Origin of the sequence: Methylomonas montana (assembly GCF_030490285.1) — a bacterium.
In the GTDB taxonomy this organism is placed as follows: domain Bacteria; phylum Pseudomonadota; class Gammaproteobacteria; order Methylococcales; family Methylomonadaceae; genus Methylomonas; species Methylomonas montana.
In genome coordinates this window covers 3,940,022-3,958,210 of record NZ_CP129884.1, presented here as the reverse complement: position 1 = coordinate 3,958,210, position 18,189 = coordinate 3,940,022, and the positions used below count along the sequence as shown (strand labels likewise).

Genomic DNA, 18,189 nt, shown 5'->3' with positions numbered 1-18,189 from the left:
AGATTTTCATGAGTAACCCCCGCGTTGGATTTATTAGTTTGGGCTGTCCGAAAGCCCTGGTCGATAGCGAGCAGATTTTGACCCGCTTGCGCAGCGAGGGCTACCAAGTCTCGCCGAACTATAAGGATTCGGATTTGGTAATCGTCAATACCTGCGGTTTTATCGATGCGGCGGTTGAGGAATCGCTGGATAGCATCGGCGAGGCTTTGGCGGAAAACGGCAAGGTCATCGTCACCGGTTGCCTAGGGGCGCGCCAAGACGAGATTTTGGCCCGTCATCCCCAGGTTTTAAAAATCACCGGCGCTCATGCCACCGACGAAGTGGTGTCGGCGGTGCACGAGCATCTGCCGCCGGCGCATAACCCGTTTACAGACTTGGTGCCGCCGCAAGGCATCAAGCTGACGCCTAAACATTATGCCTATCTGAAAATTTCGGAAGGCTGCAATCATAGATGCACGTTTTGTATCATCCCCTCGATGCGCGGCGATCTGGTCAGCCGGCCTATCGACGATGTGATGCAGGAAGCCGAACGGCTGGCCGATGCCGGCGTTAAGGAACTGCTGATCGTTTCTCAAGATACCAGTGCTTACGGTCTGGATTTGAAATACCAAAGCCGGCGTTGGCGCGGGCGTGAATTGCAGACCCGTTTTTATGACTTGGCCGAAGCATTGGGCGAATTGGGCATCTGGGCGCGGATGCATTACGTCTATCCGTATCCGCATGTCGATGAAGTGGTGCCGTTGATGGCCGCAGGCAAAATCCTGCCGTATCTGGATATTCCGTTTCAGCACGCCAATAGCCGGATTTTAAAGTTGATGAAACGTCCGGCCGCGGCGGAAAACAATCTGGAGCGTATCCGCGCCTGGCGGAAGATTTGTCCGGATTTGACGATTCGCAGTACTTTTATCGTCGGCTTTCCCGGCGAAACCGAGCAAGAGTTTGAAGAATTACTGCAGTTTTTAAGCGAAGCGCAGATGGATAGGGTCGGCTGTTTTGCTTATTCGCCAGTAAAGGGCGCGGCGGCCAACGATTTGCCGGGTACGGTGCCGGAAGAGGTCAAGCAAGAGCGTCTGGCGCGATTCATGGAGCATCAAGCGGCGATCAGCGCCGAGCGCTTACAGCGTCGGGTTGGCCGAATCGAAACGGTATTGGTCGACGAGGTGGTCGAGGAGGGTGCGGTCGCGCGCAGCCAAAGCGATGCACCTGAAATCGATGGTCAGGTGTTTATCGACGGCGCAAGTCATCTACAAGTCGGCGAGTTCGTCGAGGTCGAAATCGAGGAAGCCGACGAGTACGACTTGTGGGGTAAACTGATCTAACGAAAAAGCCGCTGGTTAGGCGGCTTTTTCAGTTCAATTTACAGCGGTGTAACGTTTTCCGCTTGTGGGCCTTTTTGGCCATTGGTCACTTCCATCGTGACTTTTTGGCCTTCTTTCAAGGTTTTGCGGCCGTTGCCGTTGATTGCGCTGAAATGTACGAATACATCTTTGCCACCTTCTTGTTCAATGAAACCGAAGCCTTTTTCATCATTGAACCATTTTACTTTGCCTTCTACTTGAACTGACATAAATCTCTCTTGCTTATAAGTGCTATTCGCTGGTTTGTAACTAGGGTTGGTGAATAAAGCGGGTAGTGGAAAACAATGATTGTTGATCCGATTGCAGACTTCAAAAGCGACAACGATACCGAGCTAAATCGGAAGTCATTATACATGGCAATTGCCAGCTATCCACAAAAACTAGCTAGATTTTGCTCGTTAAAAAATTGTGACAATGTTTTGTCAATCGATTTTTGCTGCGGACTCTATTCGGCTAACGGTGGCAGAGAGTGGCTTGAGGGTGTCTAAGATATTGAAATATCGTTCTTTTCTGTTTCGGTGGGAGTCGTGTATGTCCCGCCCGGCTCGGTTGCCTGGCGGGGTGGAACGATTAAGTCAATGGGTGAAAAAATCTCAAAAAAATATTTGGTTTTTGCAATTGGCCTATCGGATAGACCGTTAAATCGCTTGCTTAAGCAATTCTAGGGTTAGAAATAAGCGCTGTTAATCAGGAAATGAGTCGCTATACTGCCAAAAAAACCGAGCAGAATCACCGGCATCCACTTCAGATGAGCGCTAAAGGTGTAAACGCCCTTCAGTTGACCCATCAAGCCGACGCCGGCGGCGGAGCCGATCGCCAACAAGCTGCCGCCGACGCCGGCGGTCAAGGTCACCAGCAGCCATTGGCCTTGCGAGATATCCGGGTGCATGGTGAGCACGGCAAACATGATGGTGCCGTTATCGATAAATGCCGACAGAATGCCGACTATGATATTGGCGATGGTCGGGTCCATGCCGACATATAAAATATCCGAAGCCATGGTCAGATAGCCAATAAAACTCAGGCCGCCGACACTGATCATCACGCCGTAGAAAAACAGCAGCGTATCCCACTCCAAGGTAGCGACGCTTTTGAAAACATCGAACTTATGGTCTTGATTGGCTTCCGGTAATTTAACTTGGAATAACTTATAGACATGAGCAAAGTCGCTGACTTTCTGTTTGCCTTCGGTCTTCTGCATGTAATAACTAAGAAATTTCAAATAGGTCAGGCCTGCCAACATGCCGGCGGCCGGCGGCAGTTTCAGCATATTTTCGAAACAGACCGCAGTGACGATGGTGAGCAAAAACAGCACGATCATAGCCATCGCGCCGCGTTTCATGACAGGAGCTTTACCAACAGCCGAGGGATATTCCTTGGGAATCCAGAAATGCATGATGATCGCCGGTAGTGCAAAATTGACTACGGCCGGAATAAACAGGGAATAAAAGTCCTTAAACGGCACGACGCCGCTTTGCCAGACCAACAGTGTGGTGATGTCGCCGAACGGGCTGAACGAACCGCCGGCATTGGTGGCGACCACGACGTTGATGCAGGCCAGCGTGACAAATTGGCGATTATCCTTACCCATCGCCATGATGACCGCGCCCATTAGTAAGGCCGTGGTCAAATTGTTGCAGATCGAGGACATAAAGAACGACATTATGCCGGTAATCCAGAACAATTTACGGTAGCTGAAACCTTTGCTGAGCAACCAAACCCGCAAGTTGTTGAAAACGCCTCGGTTTTCCATTGCGTTCAGATAGGCCATCGATACCATGATGAACAAAAATAATTCCGCGTAGCCTTCCAGGCAGGCACGGAACGCATGGCCGGCTTGTTCGCTCATGCCGTTATTGACGTAAATGCCGGCGATGAAAGCCCAAATCAAGCTGGCGGCCAGCACCATGGGTTTGGATTTATTCAGTTCGGTGACTTCTTCGGTCATCGCCAGTAGGTAAGCCACTGCGAAAATTGCAATAGCCAGATAGCCGACCCAGTGTTTGGTGAGATTTAAGGCTTGTGCGGCCTGTTCGACGTCCGCCCAGGCGATCAGTGGCGAAAAGGCGAGCAATAACAATAGCGGGATGCGTGAAAACACGGGTGAACTCCTTTCAAAAACTGAGAGCTGGACAATCGCCGCCCAGGATCAGTTCCGGGCAGCGATTGTTTTGTCATTCCCGCGCGCTTGCAGGAATGACGGTCACGAGATTACGCGGTTTAGCCCTGTTCGGCTTCCAGCAGATAGGTCAGCCACAGTGAGGAAAGTTTTTCCTGCACCGTGTTCTGCCGCAAGCGTGCTTGCAGGTTGGGGAAGTCGACGTAATCCAGCGCTTGATCCTGGTTGTAGCAGGAATACATGAAACTTTCCTCGCCACTTTCCGGATCGACGTGCTTGCACAGGCATTGGGCGCAGACGCCCTTCATCATGCATTGCATCGGCGAGTTGATCGAGCCGATCGCTTCGTGGCCTTCTTTCAAATAGGGTTTCAAGGCCGCGAAACGAGCGGCCTTGACCGCCGCCATCATCCGGTCGGAGCCGATCACAATCAAATGCTCGACGTCTTGCAAGCGCAGTGCGGTTTCACCCAGCTCGCCGGTGGCGTAGGCGACCATCGCTTCGACGATGTTGCCGACGAAAGTTTTATCCTGCGGCCGGGTGACCGGAATCGCTTCGTTGCCGGGACGATTGTCCACGGCCCAGACGATCACATCGGAAGCGTCTTCGATTTCCGGCACCTTGAACAAGTCTTCGCGGTTGCGGTAGCCGGCGAAATACAACACCTTGTTGCCGGCAGCGCGCATGGCTTTACCGATCGAGAACAGCACCGCGTTACCCAAACCGCCGCCCAATAACAGCACGGTCTGATTTTGCGGAATATCGGTCGGCGCGCCGGTGACGCCCATCAATACCAACGGATCGCCGGCTTTCCAGGTGGCGCACAAGCGGCTGGAGCTGCCCATTTCCAAGGCGATCAACGACACCAAACCTTTTTCCTTGTCAACCCAGGCGCCGGTCAGCGCCAGGCCTTCGGCTGCCAGCCTGGTGCCTTCGACCACGGGCGCCAAGGATTCGTAGTTTTGCACCCGGTAGAACTGACCCGGCTCGAAGTTTTTCGCCGCCGCCGGTGCTTTGATAACGACTTCGATAATGGTCGGGGTCAGGCGGTTGACCTCGACGACATGCGCCAGGAACAACTCGTCAAGCTTGTCCTGCATGGCTAACAATTGCGTGTCGCGCTGAGTTTGTTGCGCGGCATCGAGGCCGGCCAATTCGTGGGCGAACAGTTTGACGATATACGGGTAACCGTCCTTGGCGCTGGCCATCGCTTTGACGACGTTGCCGGCATAAACCGGGTGATTGTCGCCGTAAAAAGTGATGTAACGGCCCGCGCTTTGATACGAGGTGAACGGTGCAGGCTTACCGACCTTGACCTGGGTGTCGTCGGCCATCGGTACCAGTTCGGCCTTGCCTTGCAGCCAGTCCGGTTCGTGGCGTTTGTAGAACTTGCTGTCCATCACGAAGGTACGCGGATGCTCGGACTGGTAAATCGTGTTCGGCGCGGTACCGGCGGCGATGAACAGGCCGCGCAATGTGACTTCCACTTCGTCGGTTTTGCGCCAGCGTCCTTCTTGTTCGATGAGTTTCTCGAAGCGCACGGCTCGCAGATGGCCGTATTGATCCTCGAGGGCTTCCAGCGGGCTCATGCCTTCTGCCAGATAAATGCCTTCCGACAAGGCTTCGTGGATCTCTTCGTGGTTTTGCCGGTAAGCCGGCGAATCCTTGATGCCTTTGCGATAAAACAGCGTCACGCCGCCCCATTGTTTCAGGAAGGGCAGGAAGTTAGGCGTTTCGCCGGTAGAAGCCGCGCGTTGCCGCTCCTGCTCGATCACTCGGCCGTGCGCCAAAAACTCTTCCAGAATTTCCAATTCTTCGGCATCGTAACGGCCGCGCACCGAGGTTTCGCCGTATTTAGCGACCAGTTTCTCGTAACGGTGCAAAATCTTGCTAACCTGCCCCGGATAGTAAGCCAGCAGCTCGGTCGCGGTATCGATCGCGGTCAAGCCTCCGCCGATTACACCGGCCGGCAAGCGTACTTGCAGGTTGGCCAGCGAGGATTCTTTGGCCGCGCCGGTCAATTGTAGACCCATCAAAAAGTCCGAAGCTTTGCGGATGCCGCGGATCAGGTTGTTTTTCAGGTCGATCACGGTCGGTTTGCCGGCGCCGCTGGCGATGGCAATGTGATCGAAGCCCAAGTCCCAGGCTTCGTCGATGGTGATACTGCCGCCGAAACGCACGCCGCCATAGCATTTGAACGCGGCACGGCGCAGCAGCGTCAGGTAAATCACTTTCAGGAAGTTTTTATCCCAACGCACGGTAATGCCGTATTCGGCGACGCCGCCGAAGCCCAGCATCACCCGTTTGTCCAGGTCTTCGTACAGGCTGTTGAAATCGATGATCGGCATCGGCACGTTGTCGCGGTCGCCGGTCAGATGCAGCGGTAGCGGCTCGATTTTTAGCGCGTCGATACCGACCACGCCGAAACCTTCGTTCAGCAGATAATGCGCCAAGGTATAGCCGGCCGGACCCATGCCGGCCACCAATACGTTTTTGCCATTATAGGGCAGCGCGGTGGAGCGCTTGACGTTCAACGGGTTCCAGCGGGTCAGCAAGCTGTAAATTTCGAAGCCCCAAGGCATGAACAGTACGTCGGTCAGCACATTGGTTTCGATTTGCGGAATATTCACCGACTCGGTTTTTTGGTAGATACAACCGCGCATGCAATCGTTGCAAATCCGGTGGCCGGTGCCGGGGCACATCGGGTTGTCGATGATGATCATCGCCAGCGCGCCGATATTGTCGCCTTGGCGCTTGACCACATGCATCTCGGAGATTTTTTCTTCCAGTGGACAGCCGGTCATCAAGGCGCCGAGATGGTTGGTTTTGAAGCTGTTGTCTTTTTTGTTCTTGATGCCTTTTGAGCACGAGTCGTTGTCGCGGTCGTGGCAGTAGATGCAGTGGTCTACTTCATACAGCGACTGCCTTTGGTTGAAACGTTTGTCGGTCAGCGCAAAACCATCGCGGCGGCGGTGATGGTGATCGTCGCAAGCCCAAACATCATAACCGTCTCGAGCAAGCGATTGGTGATCAACCAAATTTTCCAGATTGGTTTTTTCCGGGATTTTGAAGCTTAACCATTTGGCGACTAGTGCTTGCAGTTCGGGGGCTTGCTTGGCGGCAAAGCTCCAGCGGCTGACGATGTCCAGCAGGCCGGCAACCAGTGCTGCCGGGCTGTCGTAAGCGCTGAGTTGGTCTTTGAACGCCGCGACATCGGCGTCGCTAAACTCGGCTTGTTGCGATAAACGCCACAAATCGGCAGCCAGTTGGCTGACGGCCAGTTCCGGATCGGTTTTGAATAAATCTTGTTTGCCGGCGGCGTTCAGCAAGCCGTCCAGTTGCGCGCGCAATGCGGCGATGTCCCAGCCTTCGATGGTTTGGCCTTTGAACAGTTTGCTCAGATTGCCGACGATTTCGGTGCGATAGACAAATACCGCGTCAAATTCGCCGCGAATATTGCCGATTTGTTGGTCGCGCACATCGCTGATATTGAATAAACGCGCGACGAAGGTGCCGACCAGCGGCGCCATTTTTACCAATAACTCGGAAATTTCTTCAGGCTTCATGCCATCGCCGCCGCTGGTGCGGTAAGCGTTAATTTCCGCAAACAAGGCGGCGTCGTGCTGTTGTACCGACTGATCGAATGCCGCCAGCAAATCAGCCAGACGTTTGGCATCGTACAGGTCTTTGTATGCAAAGCCGGGGATGCCGAGGGTGAGTTGGGTAAGGTCGCGAGTATTAAGCTTTTGTGTCATCAAGTTATTCCGTGAGCGTTCGCTTGAAGTTGTAAATGAAATTTTGAAATTAAGGGCGGTCGTCAACGACGCTGTCTTTGGCTGGCGGCATCAGGTCGTCGCGGCTCAAGCCCAGGCTCAGGGCCAGTGAACTGGCGATGTAAATCGACGAGTAAGTGCCTTTGACGACGCCGATCAGCATCGCGATGGCGAAGCCGTGGATGGTTTTGCCGCCGAGGAAGGCCAGGGCCAACAGGGTTAAAAATACGGTCAATGAGGTCAGAATGGTCCGGCTCAGCGTGTCGTTCAGCGCGGTGTTGACGATTTCGTTAATCGATTCCTTGATCCGGCTGCTGCGGACGGTTTCCCGAATCCGGTCGTAAACCACGATGGTGTCGTTGATGGAATAACCGATCAGCGCCAAAATCGCCGACAGCACAGTCATGTCGAATTCCCAGCCAAACACCGAGAAAAAGCCCACTGTAATGATGCTGTCGTGGAATAAAGCGGCGATGGCGCTCAGCGATAGTTTCCACTCAAAGCGAATGCTGACGTAGACCATGATGCCGACAAAGGCGAAGAACAGCGCCAGACCGCCATCGTTGACCAAGTCTTCGCCGACTTGTGGGCCGACGAATTCGACGCGGCGCAGTTCGCCGGGTTGAGGCTGGCTGCTGTTGGCGACGCTTAGCACTTTTTCGCTAAGTTCTTTTTGGCTGATGTTTTCGACCGGTTTCAGGCGGATCAACACGTCGGCCGCGCTGCCGAAATGTTGCAGATTGGCATCGGCGAAGCCTTGTTGTTCCAGCGTGCCGCGCATCTTGTCCAGATCGGCCGCTTGGTTGTAATGCAGTTCATAAACGCTGCCGCCGGTGAAGTCGATACCCAGATCCAGGCCCTTGACGAAAAATGAAACGATGGAAATCAGTAACAGGGTGCCGGAGAAATAAAAGGCTAGCTTTCTTTTGCTGAGAAAATCGATGTGTCGAACGGAAGTCATGCCAAGGTTCCTGATAATTAGTTAAAGGTTGCTGTCTGGCCGTGACGGAGGTACGGCGATATAAAACGTAGCTTGCGGACGATAAGACCGCGAATTGTACTATTTTCTCCAGAAAGTAGGAGTAAAAAGCACGACTAAGGTAAAGACTTCCAGGCGTCCGAGCAACATGGTTGCCGCGCAAATCCAGGTCTGAAAATCGTTCAGGCTGGAAAAATTGGTGGCTGGACCAAGCTGGTTTAGGCCGGGGCCGGCATTGTTGATGCAAGCGAGTACCGCGCTGAGCGCGGAAATCGGGTCCAGTCCGGTAAAGATCAGCGTGAAGGTCATCACCACGATCGAAATAAAGTACAGAAAAATAAAGGCCAGTACCGCGAAAATGATCTTGTTGGGAATGGGCATGTCGCCGATGCGGATCGGGTTGATGGCGCGCGGATGCAGGATGCTGAATAACTCGCGGCCAGCCTGCTTCCACAGCAACAGGGTGCGGAACATCTTGATGCCGCCGCCGGTGGAACCGGTGCAGGCGGTAACGCAACTTAAATACAACATCCACCAGGGCACGAACGGCGGCCATTGATCGAAATCTACGCTGGCAAAGCCGCAGTCAGTGGCGATCGATACCAGATTGAAGGTGACATGGCGTAGGCCGGTATAAAAATCAGGGTAGGTATCGAAATGCCACAGATAAGCGGCGCACAATAGAATGCTGCCGGCAATCACGCCCAGCATCGGCATCGCTTCCGGGTCTTGTAGATAATGCTTGAGGCTGCGGCGGTGCAACACCGTGTAGTGGGTGCCGAAATTCATTGCCGATATCAACATGAAAACCGTTAGTACCAATTCGATAGCGGCGGAGTCGAAATAGCCGACGCTGGCGTCGTGGGTGGAAAAACCGCCTAATCCCAGTGTCGAGAAAGCGTGACAGAGCGCATCGAACCAGCCCATGCCGGCCAGCTTTAAACAGAGGATGCAGGTCAGTGTGATGCCGGCGTAAACCAACCACAACAACCGGGCGGTTTCGGTGATGCGCGGCGTCAGTTTACTGTCCTTGACCGGACCGGCGATCTCGGCTTTATACAACTGCATGCCGCCGACGCCCAGCAAGGGCAGAATTGCCACGGCCAGCACGATGATGCCCAGGCCGCCAATCCAAACCATTTCGTGCCGCCACAGATTTAACGAGGGCGCCAGTGTGTCCAGGCCGCTGAGGACAGTGGCGCCGGTGGTGGTAAAGCCGGACATGGTTTCGAAAAAGGCGTCGGTAAACGACAGGCCTGGTATTCCCCACAGCAAGGGCAGTGTGGCCGCCGCCGACATCAACACCCAAAACGAAGCGACCAGCAAATAGCCGTCGCGGGTTTTGACATCGCCGCGAAAGCGTATCGTTAAACCGGCCAGCAGGCTGCCAATACCGATATTTAACGACATGCCGTTGACGAAATGGTCGGCCATGCCATCGTCGAAATACAACGACGTGGCGATCGGCAGCGCATAGGTGACACCGAAAACCATCAGGATCAGGCCGAGTACAAAGCCGAGAGTACAAAAACGTTGCATAGTGTTGTCTGAAAAAACCGGAAGGGTTTTATCCTGTTGTGGTGAAGTGCTGAACGGGAACGCCGGCGGGCCGAAGCAAGGCTCGGCTTGTCAGCGCGGAATTGTAACAAACTCCGCTGGTAATTGACTCGGGGAGTGCATTTTAAGGACGCGTCGGCGCCGGCGTATCGTGGTGGAGATGGAAGAATCGATTTCTTCAAGTCAGGATAACCCTGCTAGGCCGCCTAGTCGTGCAGTGAGGTTTCGAACGCCGCGGCGGACAGCGGTCTGGAAAATAAATAGCCTTGACCGAGATCGCAGCCTGCGGTTTCCACGCCTTCGGCGATCACTTTCATGCCCAATTTGTGCGCCATCACGATGATCGCTTTGCACGGCGCCGGCCTTGCGGATGGTCGACTATCGGTTGGTAATAAAGCACAGATTCCTGCCCCCAAAATTGCTTGGGCAATTGGAGATGGACTTCTCCATTTTTTACGGTCTGAATGTTGCGAATGGCTTCCATAGATTTATACCTTCTTTAGATTTAGGTAGCTGTTTAATCTCAATTCGTCTGCCGAAATTCGAACTAACTTATCGTCTTCTACGATCACGATATGGGTTTCTGTTTGAATCGCGGTTTGGCGGGCCAGTAGCGCCGCACGCTGCATAGCAACCACCGAGGCGCGAAGCGCTGGGTCTTTGGCGGTGGAAATATCGGGTGTGTTCATTATCGTACAAACGTGGTTTTGCCTGCGCCATTGGGGCCAGCAATAATGATGATTCTTTTGCTCATGGATTTAACTCACCTACACTAGGAAGAATCAGCAGCATCATGCCGTTTATTAGGCTATTTTCTCCTCCCCCTGGCAAGGGGGAGGCCGGGTGGGGGTGTTTCCCCAGACCTCCCCTTATCAGGGGAGGGAGCGAAACGAGGGCAATGCTGATTAATAACCCACTACTCATCCAGCCACCTCGTCCACTGCGGGGAACAACTGCTGCATCAGGCCTTTTTTGTGGGTTTTGAGGGTGGCGAGTTTTTGTGTTTGAGCATTAATAAGGTCGTCGATGGAAGACAGGCAGGCGGAGATCTTTTGTTGTTCTGCAAGTGATGCAACCATAATGCTAATTTTTCGTAATTCCCCTAAAGAAATTTCTTGAAATGTACTTCCCTTGCTTTTTTTATTTATATGATTGATAACCACATCGCTCATTATTTGAAAGTAAACAAATAATGTACTGTTTTCAGTATTAACAGAAATTCTTGCTGTTCCTTGAGTCAAGTTAGCTTCGGTTATTTCTTCTGGAACAATGCTCATTTGCCCTATATTTCCTCTTAAAGAAAATACTATGTCGTTTGGATGAACAGCAGAACGGCGATATTTATGATGTATTTCATTGCTGGTACATTGAAGCTTTTTCAAATCTATTATTCCACCAACATCAGAACTTTTAATATAAGGCACTCCATTTTCAATATGCAATCCAGCTTGAACAATTCCGTAAGATATTGGTTCTTTCGTTACATCTTCTAAACTTTTATATTCCCATTCACCCGAAAACTCAGGAAAGCGCAGTTTGGGGACGGTTTCGCCTTCGGCGGGGAATAGCTGCTGCATCAGGCCTTTTTTATGAGCTTTGAGGGCTTCGACTTTTTGGGCTTGTGCGGTGACCAGTTCGTCGATGGAAGACAGGCAATCGGCGATTTTTTGTTGTTCTTCTAGTTGCGGAATTTCCAGCCTTATTCCTGCTAAGTCGCTCGAATTAATTGCTGGATAGTTAGAGCCTGTACATTTTTCTAAAACTCTATCGACAAATCGCTCGTTATGTATGTATTGATATAGATATGTATTCGACTGGTGTGCCCTTAATTGCGCATAGCCAGTAGACGCAACATAATCAAAGTCATCAATAGGTCGAAAAAGATAGTTATTCTTTTGGTAAGGTCTAACCATCTGAAAAATAACATCCCCATTTTTCAAGAGTCTCTGAGCCCGACTAGGCGCACCTTCAAGTTGAATTGTTTTTTTCTGAAGTAAAACACCAGCTTCAACTGACTCAAGATCAATGTAGATAAAACTGTCCGGTAGCACTGAAGCCTTTGGGTTTATATCGCAAACCTGCTTTAGCTTTCTCTCTTTCCATTCTCCCGCATTCCGAAACTCTGGAAACCGCAACTCAGGCACCAAACCTTTTTTCGTGGGTTCATTCATCGCTCACCCTCTCGTTCTTGCGTCAGTAGTTCATGCAACTTGGCCTGTATCAGTTTTTTATCCGGCAGTTGCAATTGGTATTGCGCGATCAAGGTTGGCGACAGGTTACGCGATAGTGCGTATTCCACGACTTCATCGTCTTTGTCGCGGCACAGCAAGACGCCGATGCTGGGATTTTCGTGCGGTTTTTTGACATCGCGATCCAGCGCTTCCAGGTAAAAACTCAGTTGGCCCATGTGTTCCGGCGAGAATTTGCCGATTTTCAGTTCGAAGGCCACCAATGCCGACAGGCCTCGGTGGTAAAACAGCAGGTCGATATAAAAGTCCTGATTGCCGACTTGCAGGCGGAATTGTTCGCCCATGAAAATAAAGTCGCTGCCCAGTTCCAGAATAAAGGCCTTCATGTGCCGGATCAGTGCGGTTTGCAGATCGTTTTCGCTATGGGTTTCCGGTAAGCCCAAAAACTCCAGCACGTACTGATCTTTGAAGGTTTGCTGAATGTCGGGATGTAATTCTCTCGCCAGTGGTGAGAGTTTTGCGCTCATCAGGCTGCGCTCGAATTGTGCGGCATCTATTTGTCGCTCCAACTCGCGCTTGCTGAGTCTGTCGCTACGCGCAATCGTCAGGTAGTACCTGCGTTCTTCGGCGCTTTTGCAGCGGGAAAAGATAATGGTGTTGTGTGTCCAGGGCAATTCTCTCGCCAGTGATGCGAGTTTTTCATCAGCCTGATAGGTTTCGTAAAACTGCTTCATGCGCCAGAGGTTTTTGTCGCTGAAGCCTTTGACGTCTGGGGCGTTGTGCGCAATATAGTGCGCCAGTTCGGTGACTACACCTTTACCCCAGGCCTCACTTTGCACTTTGTGGCTGATGGTAAGGCCGATTTGCCAATACAGGTCAATCAGGGCCGTGTTGGCTTGGCTAAAGATTTTGTGCCGCGCTTGCTGGATGTGTTGCAGCACTTCGCTGAACACGGGGTTGGCTATGGCCGGTTTATTCATACGCCGCCAATCCCGAAATTTCGCGGCCTTGGGCTAGTTTGTGTAATAAGGGCAGCAAGTCATCCATCAAGGCCAGTTCGGCTTGGGTGCGGGCTTTCCAGCCTAGTTCCAGGGGGCTGAGTAGATCACTGAGCTTTTCGCCATCGAAAATCATCCGGTTCATGATGGTATCGACAAAAGCTTGCAACGCTGGTGGCTCAAGACGGTGTTTATCAGCGATGAAGGACAAGTCGCTGGCGGCCTTGGCGGCTTTGAAGGCTTGGTAGCCTTCATGAATGGCGGTTACGCTCAGACTTTTACCCACGGGCAGGCTGTTGATATAGTCAATGATGTCGTCACGTTGTTCCATTAAGTTGGCGTCGGAACTGATTTTGTCGATCAGCTCCTGACGCGTCATTTTTTGTTTGCTCGGGCCTTGTGTCGATTTGGCGATGAGTTCCATGATGTAGTCGTAATCGATGACCGCCGAGGCAAACAGCACGAATTCAAATTCCAGTTGTTCCACCGTACTGGTACTGTCATTGCCTTTGCCTTGTTGGACTTTCAGGCGTTGGGCGGTATCCAGATAGACACCTTTAAAGCTGCGCAAGGTATCTGCGGGCAGCAGTTGCTCGACTTGGGTGTGCTGTTCTTCGCCCAAGTCGGTGTATTGATCCAGTCTGGTTTTGAGGCGCTGTACTTCTTTAAAGTGGTTGATGAAGTCGGCGCGGGCTTTGTCGCCTTTCAGGTTGGCGACTTGTTCCGGTGTACAGTCGAGGCCTTGCGTCTTCATAAACGTAGCGAGCTTATCAACGGCGCTTCTAAGTTTATTGACCATCACGGGGGCGGGTTCGACCAACCAGATTTCCTTAGCGCGGTTTTGGTCTTTGCCGGAAAACAATTTAATCGCTTCATCGACGGCGTCTTCCTGATAGCGGAAATCGATGATATTGCCCCAAGGCTTTTCGCCGAATTGCGAGCGGTGGCATTCGTCGAAGATAAACACCACGCGCTTGTCGCGTAGCGGTTCCAGGCGTTGCTTGTAGGTGGGCTTGCCTTTTTGGCTGTTGGTTTGGTTGCGTTTGCTGTTTTCGTCCAGTGCCAGGCCGAGCTTTTGGATAGTGGTGACGATCACTTTGTCGGCGTAGTCTTCGGAGAGCATGCGCCGCACCAGGGTTTCGGTGTTGGTGTTTTCTTCGACGCAACCTTCCTGGAAGCGGTTGAATTCCTCGCGGGTTTGCCGATCCAGGTCTTTACGGTCCACCACGAACAGGCATTTTTCAATATCCGGATTATCTTTGAGCAGCGTGGAGGCTTTAAACGAGGTGAGGGTTTTGCCGCTGCCGGTGGTGTGCCAGATGTAGCCATTGCCCCGGTTCTGATGAATGCAATCGACTATCGCCTTGACCGCATAGATTTGGTACGGGCGCATGATCATCAGCTTTTGCTCGCTGGCGACCAAGACCATGTAGCGACTGATCATTTGGCCCAGCGTACATTTGGCCAGAAAGGTGTCGGCAAAATCGTGCAAGTGGGCGATTTTTTGGTTGGCTTCGTCCGCCAGTTGGTAAATGGGCAAAAAGCGCTCGTCGGCGTTAAAGCTGAAGTGCTGGCGGTGGTTGTTGGCAAAGTAATAGGTATTGCTTTCGTTGCTGACGATAAACAACTGCATAAAACACAGCAGCGCGTTGCTATAGCCGTTGCCGGGGTCGTTCTTGTACTCGACGATTTGCTCCATCGCCCGGCGAGGGCTGACCTGGAGGGTTTTAAGCTCAATCTGCACGACCGGCACGCCGTTGATCAGCAGAATCACGTCATAACGGTGGTGGCTGTTATCGGTGTTGATGCGCAGCTGGTTGACGATTTCAAAGTCGTTTTTGCACCAGTCTTTGATATTGACCAGGGTGTAATGTAAAGGGGTGCCGTCTTCACGTTGAAAGTAATTCCGTTCGCGCAGGGTTTTGGCGGCGGTAAACACGTCGGCGGTGACAAGTTCGTCGCGCAGGCGGGCGAATTCTGCATCGGTCAAATGAACACGGTTCAACGCCTCGAATTTTTGGCGGAAGTTTTGTTCTAGCGATTCGCGGTCGCGGATGTCGGGGCGCGGGTTGTATTTAAGATCGGTCAACTTGCCGATTAACCTTTGCTCGATTTGGTTCTCTTTTAGGGTCATTTGCAACTTTCAAAAAAACGTTATCAATGGATACGTCGTTATTGTACTCGATCTTAGAGTTCTACCTTTTAAGAGGGGGAGCGCAAAGGCGGTAGAACAATGACATTCAAGCAATCGCTTATCTATCTTTCTAGCGCTCAAAAAAATGGTCCGCCATAAGCGGACCATTTCGAAGCTTATTTCATAAAATATGAAATTTCGTACAAGAATTGTGAGATTTATTTCATGAAATAATGAGGCCTGACAGGCCGCCGGGGCGGCACTTTTGTCATGCAACCTTAAATAAAACGTCATCTAATTGTCACAAACTCGCTCTAAGCTGGCTCCGTCAACAGGGAAATAGGTATTGAACGGAAAATCGACGATTTTCAACCGCTGCGCGTTGATCGCGGTCGACACGCGCGGCAATGAGCGAGGGGCATGCCATGAAGCTGATTTACTCGATTCACAAATACGATGTGACGATGTTTACTTGGTTAAACAATGTCGCGATACACGCCAGTTTGGTGCGTTTGTGCCGGACTATTTCTCGAACCGCCGACGGTTTCTTGTATGTGCTGGTTGCCGCTTGGTTGTGCTGGGACCAGGGCGTTGACGACGTTTTGCTGCATGCCATGGTTCTGGCGTTTTTGATCGAAAGGCCGGTGTATTTGCTGCTGAAAAAAGGCTTCAAGCGCAATCGCCCACAACAAGTATTGCAGAATTTTTGCAGCGTGGTCAGGCCTGCCGACCAATTCAGCTTTCCGTCCGGGCACACCTCGGCGGCCTTCATGGTGGCCACCTTACTCGGCTACTTCCTGCCGGATTTATTGCCGGCGCTTTACCTGTGGGCGGCGCTGGTCGGGTTTTCCAGAGTCGTGTTGGGTGTGCATTTTCCCACCGACACGCTGATGGGCGTGGTGCTGGGCGTCGGTACCGCCATTTTTAGTCTCGATTATCTCTTATTATGAAAATATTTTATGGCGTGCAAGGCACGGGTAATGGCCACATCACCCGTGCTCGAGTCATGGCAAAAGAACTGTACGCGGCTGGTTTCGATGTGACTTTTCAATTCAGCGGTCGGCCGGCCGACAAGTACTTCGACATGGAAGTGTTCAACGGCTACCAAGTCAAGACCGGTTTGACCTTTAACACTCACAAGGGCCAGGTCAGTTATCTGAAAACCGCCTTGGAAGCCAGCCCGATTCGCTTTGTCAGAGACATCAATAACCTGGATTTGAGCGGCTACGATTTGGTGATCAGCGATTTCGAGCCCGTTACCGCCTGGGCCGCGAAAAGGCAAAAGAAAAAAGTGTTGGGCATCGGTCATCAATATGCATTCAAACACGGTATTCCGCGGGCCGGCGGCGACCCAATCGCCGAGCAAGTGATGAAATACTTTGCGCCGGCCGACATCGGTATTGGCTTGCACTGGCATCATTTCGGCCAGCCGATCTTGCCGCCGATTATCGAAACGCCCGAGTTTCCACAAAACAGCCGGGCCAATAAGATCATCGTCTATTTGCCGTTCGAGGACCCGCAAGCGGTGATCACGCTGTTGTGTCCGTTCGAAAACTTTGAGTTTCATGTTTACTCGCCGGAACCGGCGGTGTCGAAATATTCGCACATCGTTTGCAAGCCGCTGTCCAGAGAAGGTTTTCAAAAAGACTTGTACGATTGTGCCGGTATCATCAGCAATGCCGGTTTCGAGCTGGCCAGCGAGTCTTTGCAATTGGGCAAGAAGATTCTGGTCAAGCCGTTGCATTCGCAAATGGAGCAGATTTCCAACGCCGAAGCCTTAAAGCAGTTGGGTTACGGCCACACCATGTACGACCTGGAGGATGCGGTGATCGAAGATTGGCTACACAATCCGCACGCGGTGCATGTCACCTATCCCAATATCGCTAAAATCATCGTGCAATGGCTCAAGGACGGCATGCCGGCGATGGATGCCGAATTTGTCGAACAGGTTTGGGACACGGTTGAGGTGTTGCAGATCAAGCGCTAAGCCCGTCGCTGCTAGTCCTTATCCTCGTCGGGTATCAGTCCTTTCAATTGTTGCGACAACAGGGTTTGCGCACCGGTCGTGACGATTTCCTCGCCCGGTTGCAAGGCGTTTGCCACGAAATAGCCTTGGCTGTTGGCGGTATATTGGCTGAGCGGACGGCGGCTGAAATGTTCGGCATCCGTTTTGACGAATACAAAAGCCTGCCCCAAATGCCAGACCAGGGCAGATTGTGGAATGTTGACGCCGCTGCTGGCTTGGCCGCCTTCCGGGAGCCAGGCGGTGACATGAGCACCGAACGGCAAGCGACACGGCTCGCATTTGAAGAAATAGCGCGGGCCTTGCGACACCGGGTCGACTTGCGGTGCGGCGGAAATCAGCGTGGCGGGCAACGCGGCCTGCCGTTGGCCGCGCTCGTGGATATGAATAACGCTGACCGCCGGATCGAGCAGGTGATTGGCCGGCAGGGTGATTTGTAGCAATTGCGCGCGATGTTCCAGTAGTTGCGCGGCGTTTTTATTCTGAGCGCTGGTAAACCAGCTACTTAAGGTGTCTCCCCAAAGCAATCGGCTATTGGCGGCGATCAGTTGCTGCTGATAACTATTGGACGCCAGATTGGCTTTGTCCGCTTGCCAGACCGCCTGTTGTTCCTGCAGGCGGCGGGTGGAGACGATGTCTTGTTGATGCAGGTCGCGGGTGCGATTCAAGTTTTGCGCCGCCTCGCTATAACGGGCTTGGGCGCTGTCTTGTTGCGCGCTGGCAGCCAGGTATTGCTGGCGAATATTTAATAAGGGTTCCGGATTCAGCACTGTGCCGTAAGCGGTAAATTCCGGTGTTTGCTGGACGGCTATCAGCGACCGGGTTTGAATGCCGGCTAATTTCTGGCCGGCTTGGTCCAACTGCAAGATATTTGGGTCGTTGCTGACTGCGGCCGGCTTGGTTTGCTGGCGCGGCGCGGTATCGTCATCGTCCGCCGATACGGTGTTGGTAAGCAGAGTAGCGACGCCAAACAGGCAAATCAGGGGAAGTGCAATGCGCATGAATTCATCGAAGGTGGTTTAAAGACTGGCTCCGCCACACTGGCCGGATAGCGTCGGC

General features: G+C 52.4%; 13 protein-coding genes and 1 pseudogene. 3 read left to right on the top strand and 11 right to left on the bottom strand.

The window, feature by feature from the left end; all coding sequences use genetic code 11:
- The first annotated feature begins 8 nt into the window (after positions 1 to 8).
- A complete protein-coding gene (gene rimO / locus QZJ86_RS18365) occupies positions 9 to 1,319 on the top strand; it encodes a 30S ribosomal protein S12 methylthiotransferase RimO (protein ID WP_301671942.1) in 1,311 nt (436 codons plus the stop codon).
- Between the two features lie 38 nt (positions 1,320 to 1,357).
- On the opposite strand, the gene QZJ86_RS18360 is transcribed toward rimO, so the two are convergent.
- From QZJ86_RS18360 to QZJ86_RS18315, 10 genes and pseudogenes are all read right to left on the bottom strand, one after another.
- The gene (locus tag QZJ86_RS18360; RefSeq protein ID WP_020483452.1) at positions 1,358 to 1,567 is read right to left on the bottom strand and encodes a cold-shock protein; all 210 of its coding nucleotides are present in this window, start codon (positions 1,565 to 1,567) and stop codon (positions 1,358 to 1,360) included.
- Between the two features lie 458 nt (positions 1,568 to 2,025).
- Positions 2,026 to 3,432 (bottom strand): sodium:proton antiporter NhaD, encoded by a 1,407-nt coding sequence (gene nhaD, locus QZJ86_RS18355; protein WP_301939033.1) that lies wholly within the window; start codon positions 3,430 to 3,432, stop codon positions 2,026 to 2,028.
- Positions 3,433 to 3,578: 146 nt separating this feature from the next.
- Complete coding sequence (locus tag QZJ86_RS18350) at positions 3,579 to 7,232, bottom strand: pyridine nucleotide-disulfide oxidoreductase (protein WP_301671940.1); 3,654 nt, start codon at positions 7,230 to 7,232, stop codon at positions 3,579 to 3,581.
- 49 nt (positions 7,233 to 7,281) lie between these two features.
- The gene (gene secF / locus QZJ86_RS18345; protein WP_301671939.1) at positions 7,282 to 8,211 is read right to left on the bottom strand and encodes a protein translocase subunit SecF; all 930 of its coding nucleotides are present in this window, start codon (positions 8,209 to 8,211) and stop codon (positions 7,282 to 7,284) included.
- Between the two features lie 99 nt (positions 8,212 to 8,310).
- Entirely contained in the window at positions 8,311 to 9,768 is a 1,458-nt protein-coding gene (locus QZJ86_RS18340; protein WP_301671938.1) for a TrkH family potassium uptake protein, read from the bottom strand.
- Between the two features lie 224 nt (positions 9,769 to 9,992).
- Positions 9,993 to 10,139, bottom strand: a pseudogene (locus QZJ86_RS18335) (EAL domain-containing protein); the annotation flags it as partial.
- A gap of 135 nt (positions 10,140 to 10,274) precedes the next feature.
- Positions 10,275 to 10,475 (bottom strand): hypothetical protein, encoded by a 201-nt coding sequence (locus QZJ86_RS18330; protein WP_301671936.1) that lies wholly within the window; start codon positions 10,473 to 10,475, stop codon positions 10,275 to 10,277.
- Positions 10,476 to 10,706: 231 nt separating this feature from the next.
- Positions 10,707 to 11,957 carry a restriction endonuclease subunit S gene (locus tag QZJ86_RS18325; RefSeq protein ID WP_301671935.1) on the bottom strand — a complete coding sequence of 417 codons (1,251 nt, stop codon included), beginning with the start codon at positions 11,955 to 11,957 and terminating at the stop codon, positions 10,707 to 10,709.
- Complete coding sequence (locus QZJ86_RS18320) at positions 11,954 to 12,955, bottom strand: PDDEXK nuclease domain-containing protein (protein WP_301671934.1); 1,002 nt, start codon at positions 12,953 to 12,955, stop codon at positions 11,954 to 11,956. Before QZJ86_RS18320 ends, QZJ86_RS18325 begins: the two co-directional genes overlap by 4 nt.
- Entirely contained in the window at positions 12,948 to 15,107 is a 2,160-nt protein-coding gene (locus tag QZJ86_RS18315) for a type I restriction endonuclease subunit R, EcoR124 family (protein ID WP_301671932.1), read from the bottom strand. The genes QZJ86_RS18320 and QZJ86_RS18315 overlap by 8 nt, the downstream gene beginning before the upstream one ends.
- A gap of 425 nt (positions 15,108 to 15,532) precedes the next feature.
- Between QZJ86_RS18315 and QZJ86_RS18310 the strand changes: the two genes are divergently transcribed.
- Both QZJ86_RS18310 and QZJ86_RS18305 read left to right on the top strand, forming a co-directional pair.
- Positions 15,533 to 16,057 carry a phosphatase PAP2 family protein gene (locus QZJ86_RS18310; RefSeq protein WP_301671931.1) on the top strand — a complete coding sequence of 175 codons (525 nt, stop codon included), beginning with the start codon at positions 15,533 to 15,535 and terminating at the stop codon, positions 16,055 to 16,057.
- Positions 16,054 to 17,094: an MJ1255/VC2487 family glycosyltransferase gene (locus tag QZJ86_RS18305; protein WP_301671930.1), complete on the top strand. Its 1,041-nt coding sequence runs from the start codon at positions 16,054 to 16,056 to the stop codon at positions 17,092 to 17,094. Before QZJ86_RS18310 ends, QZJ86_RS18305 begins: the two co-directional genes overlap by 4 nt.
- 11 nt (positions 17,095 to 17,105) lie before the next feature.
- On the opposite strand, the gene QZJ86_RS18300 is transcribed toward QZJ86_RS18305, so the two are convergent.
- Positions 17,106 to 18,131 (bottom strand): efflux RND transporter periplasmic adaptor subunit, encoded by a 1,026-nt coding sequence (locus QZJ86_RS18300; protein ID WP_301671929.1) that lies wholly within the window; start codon positions 18,129 to 18,131, stop codon positions 17,106 to 17,108.
- Between the last annotated feature and the right edge of the window lie 58 nt (positions 18,132 to 18,189).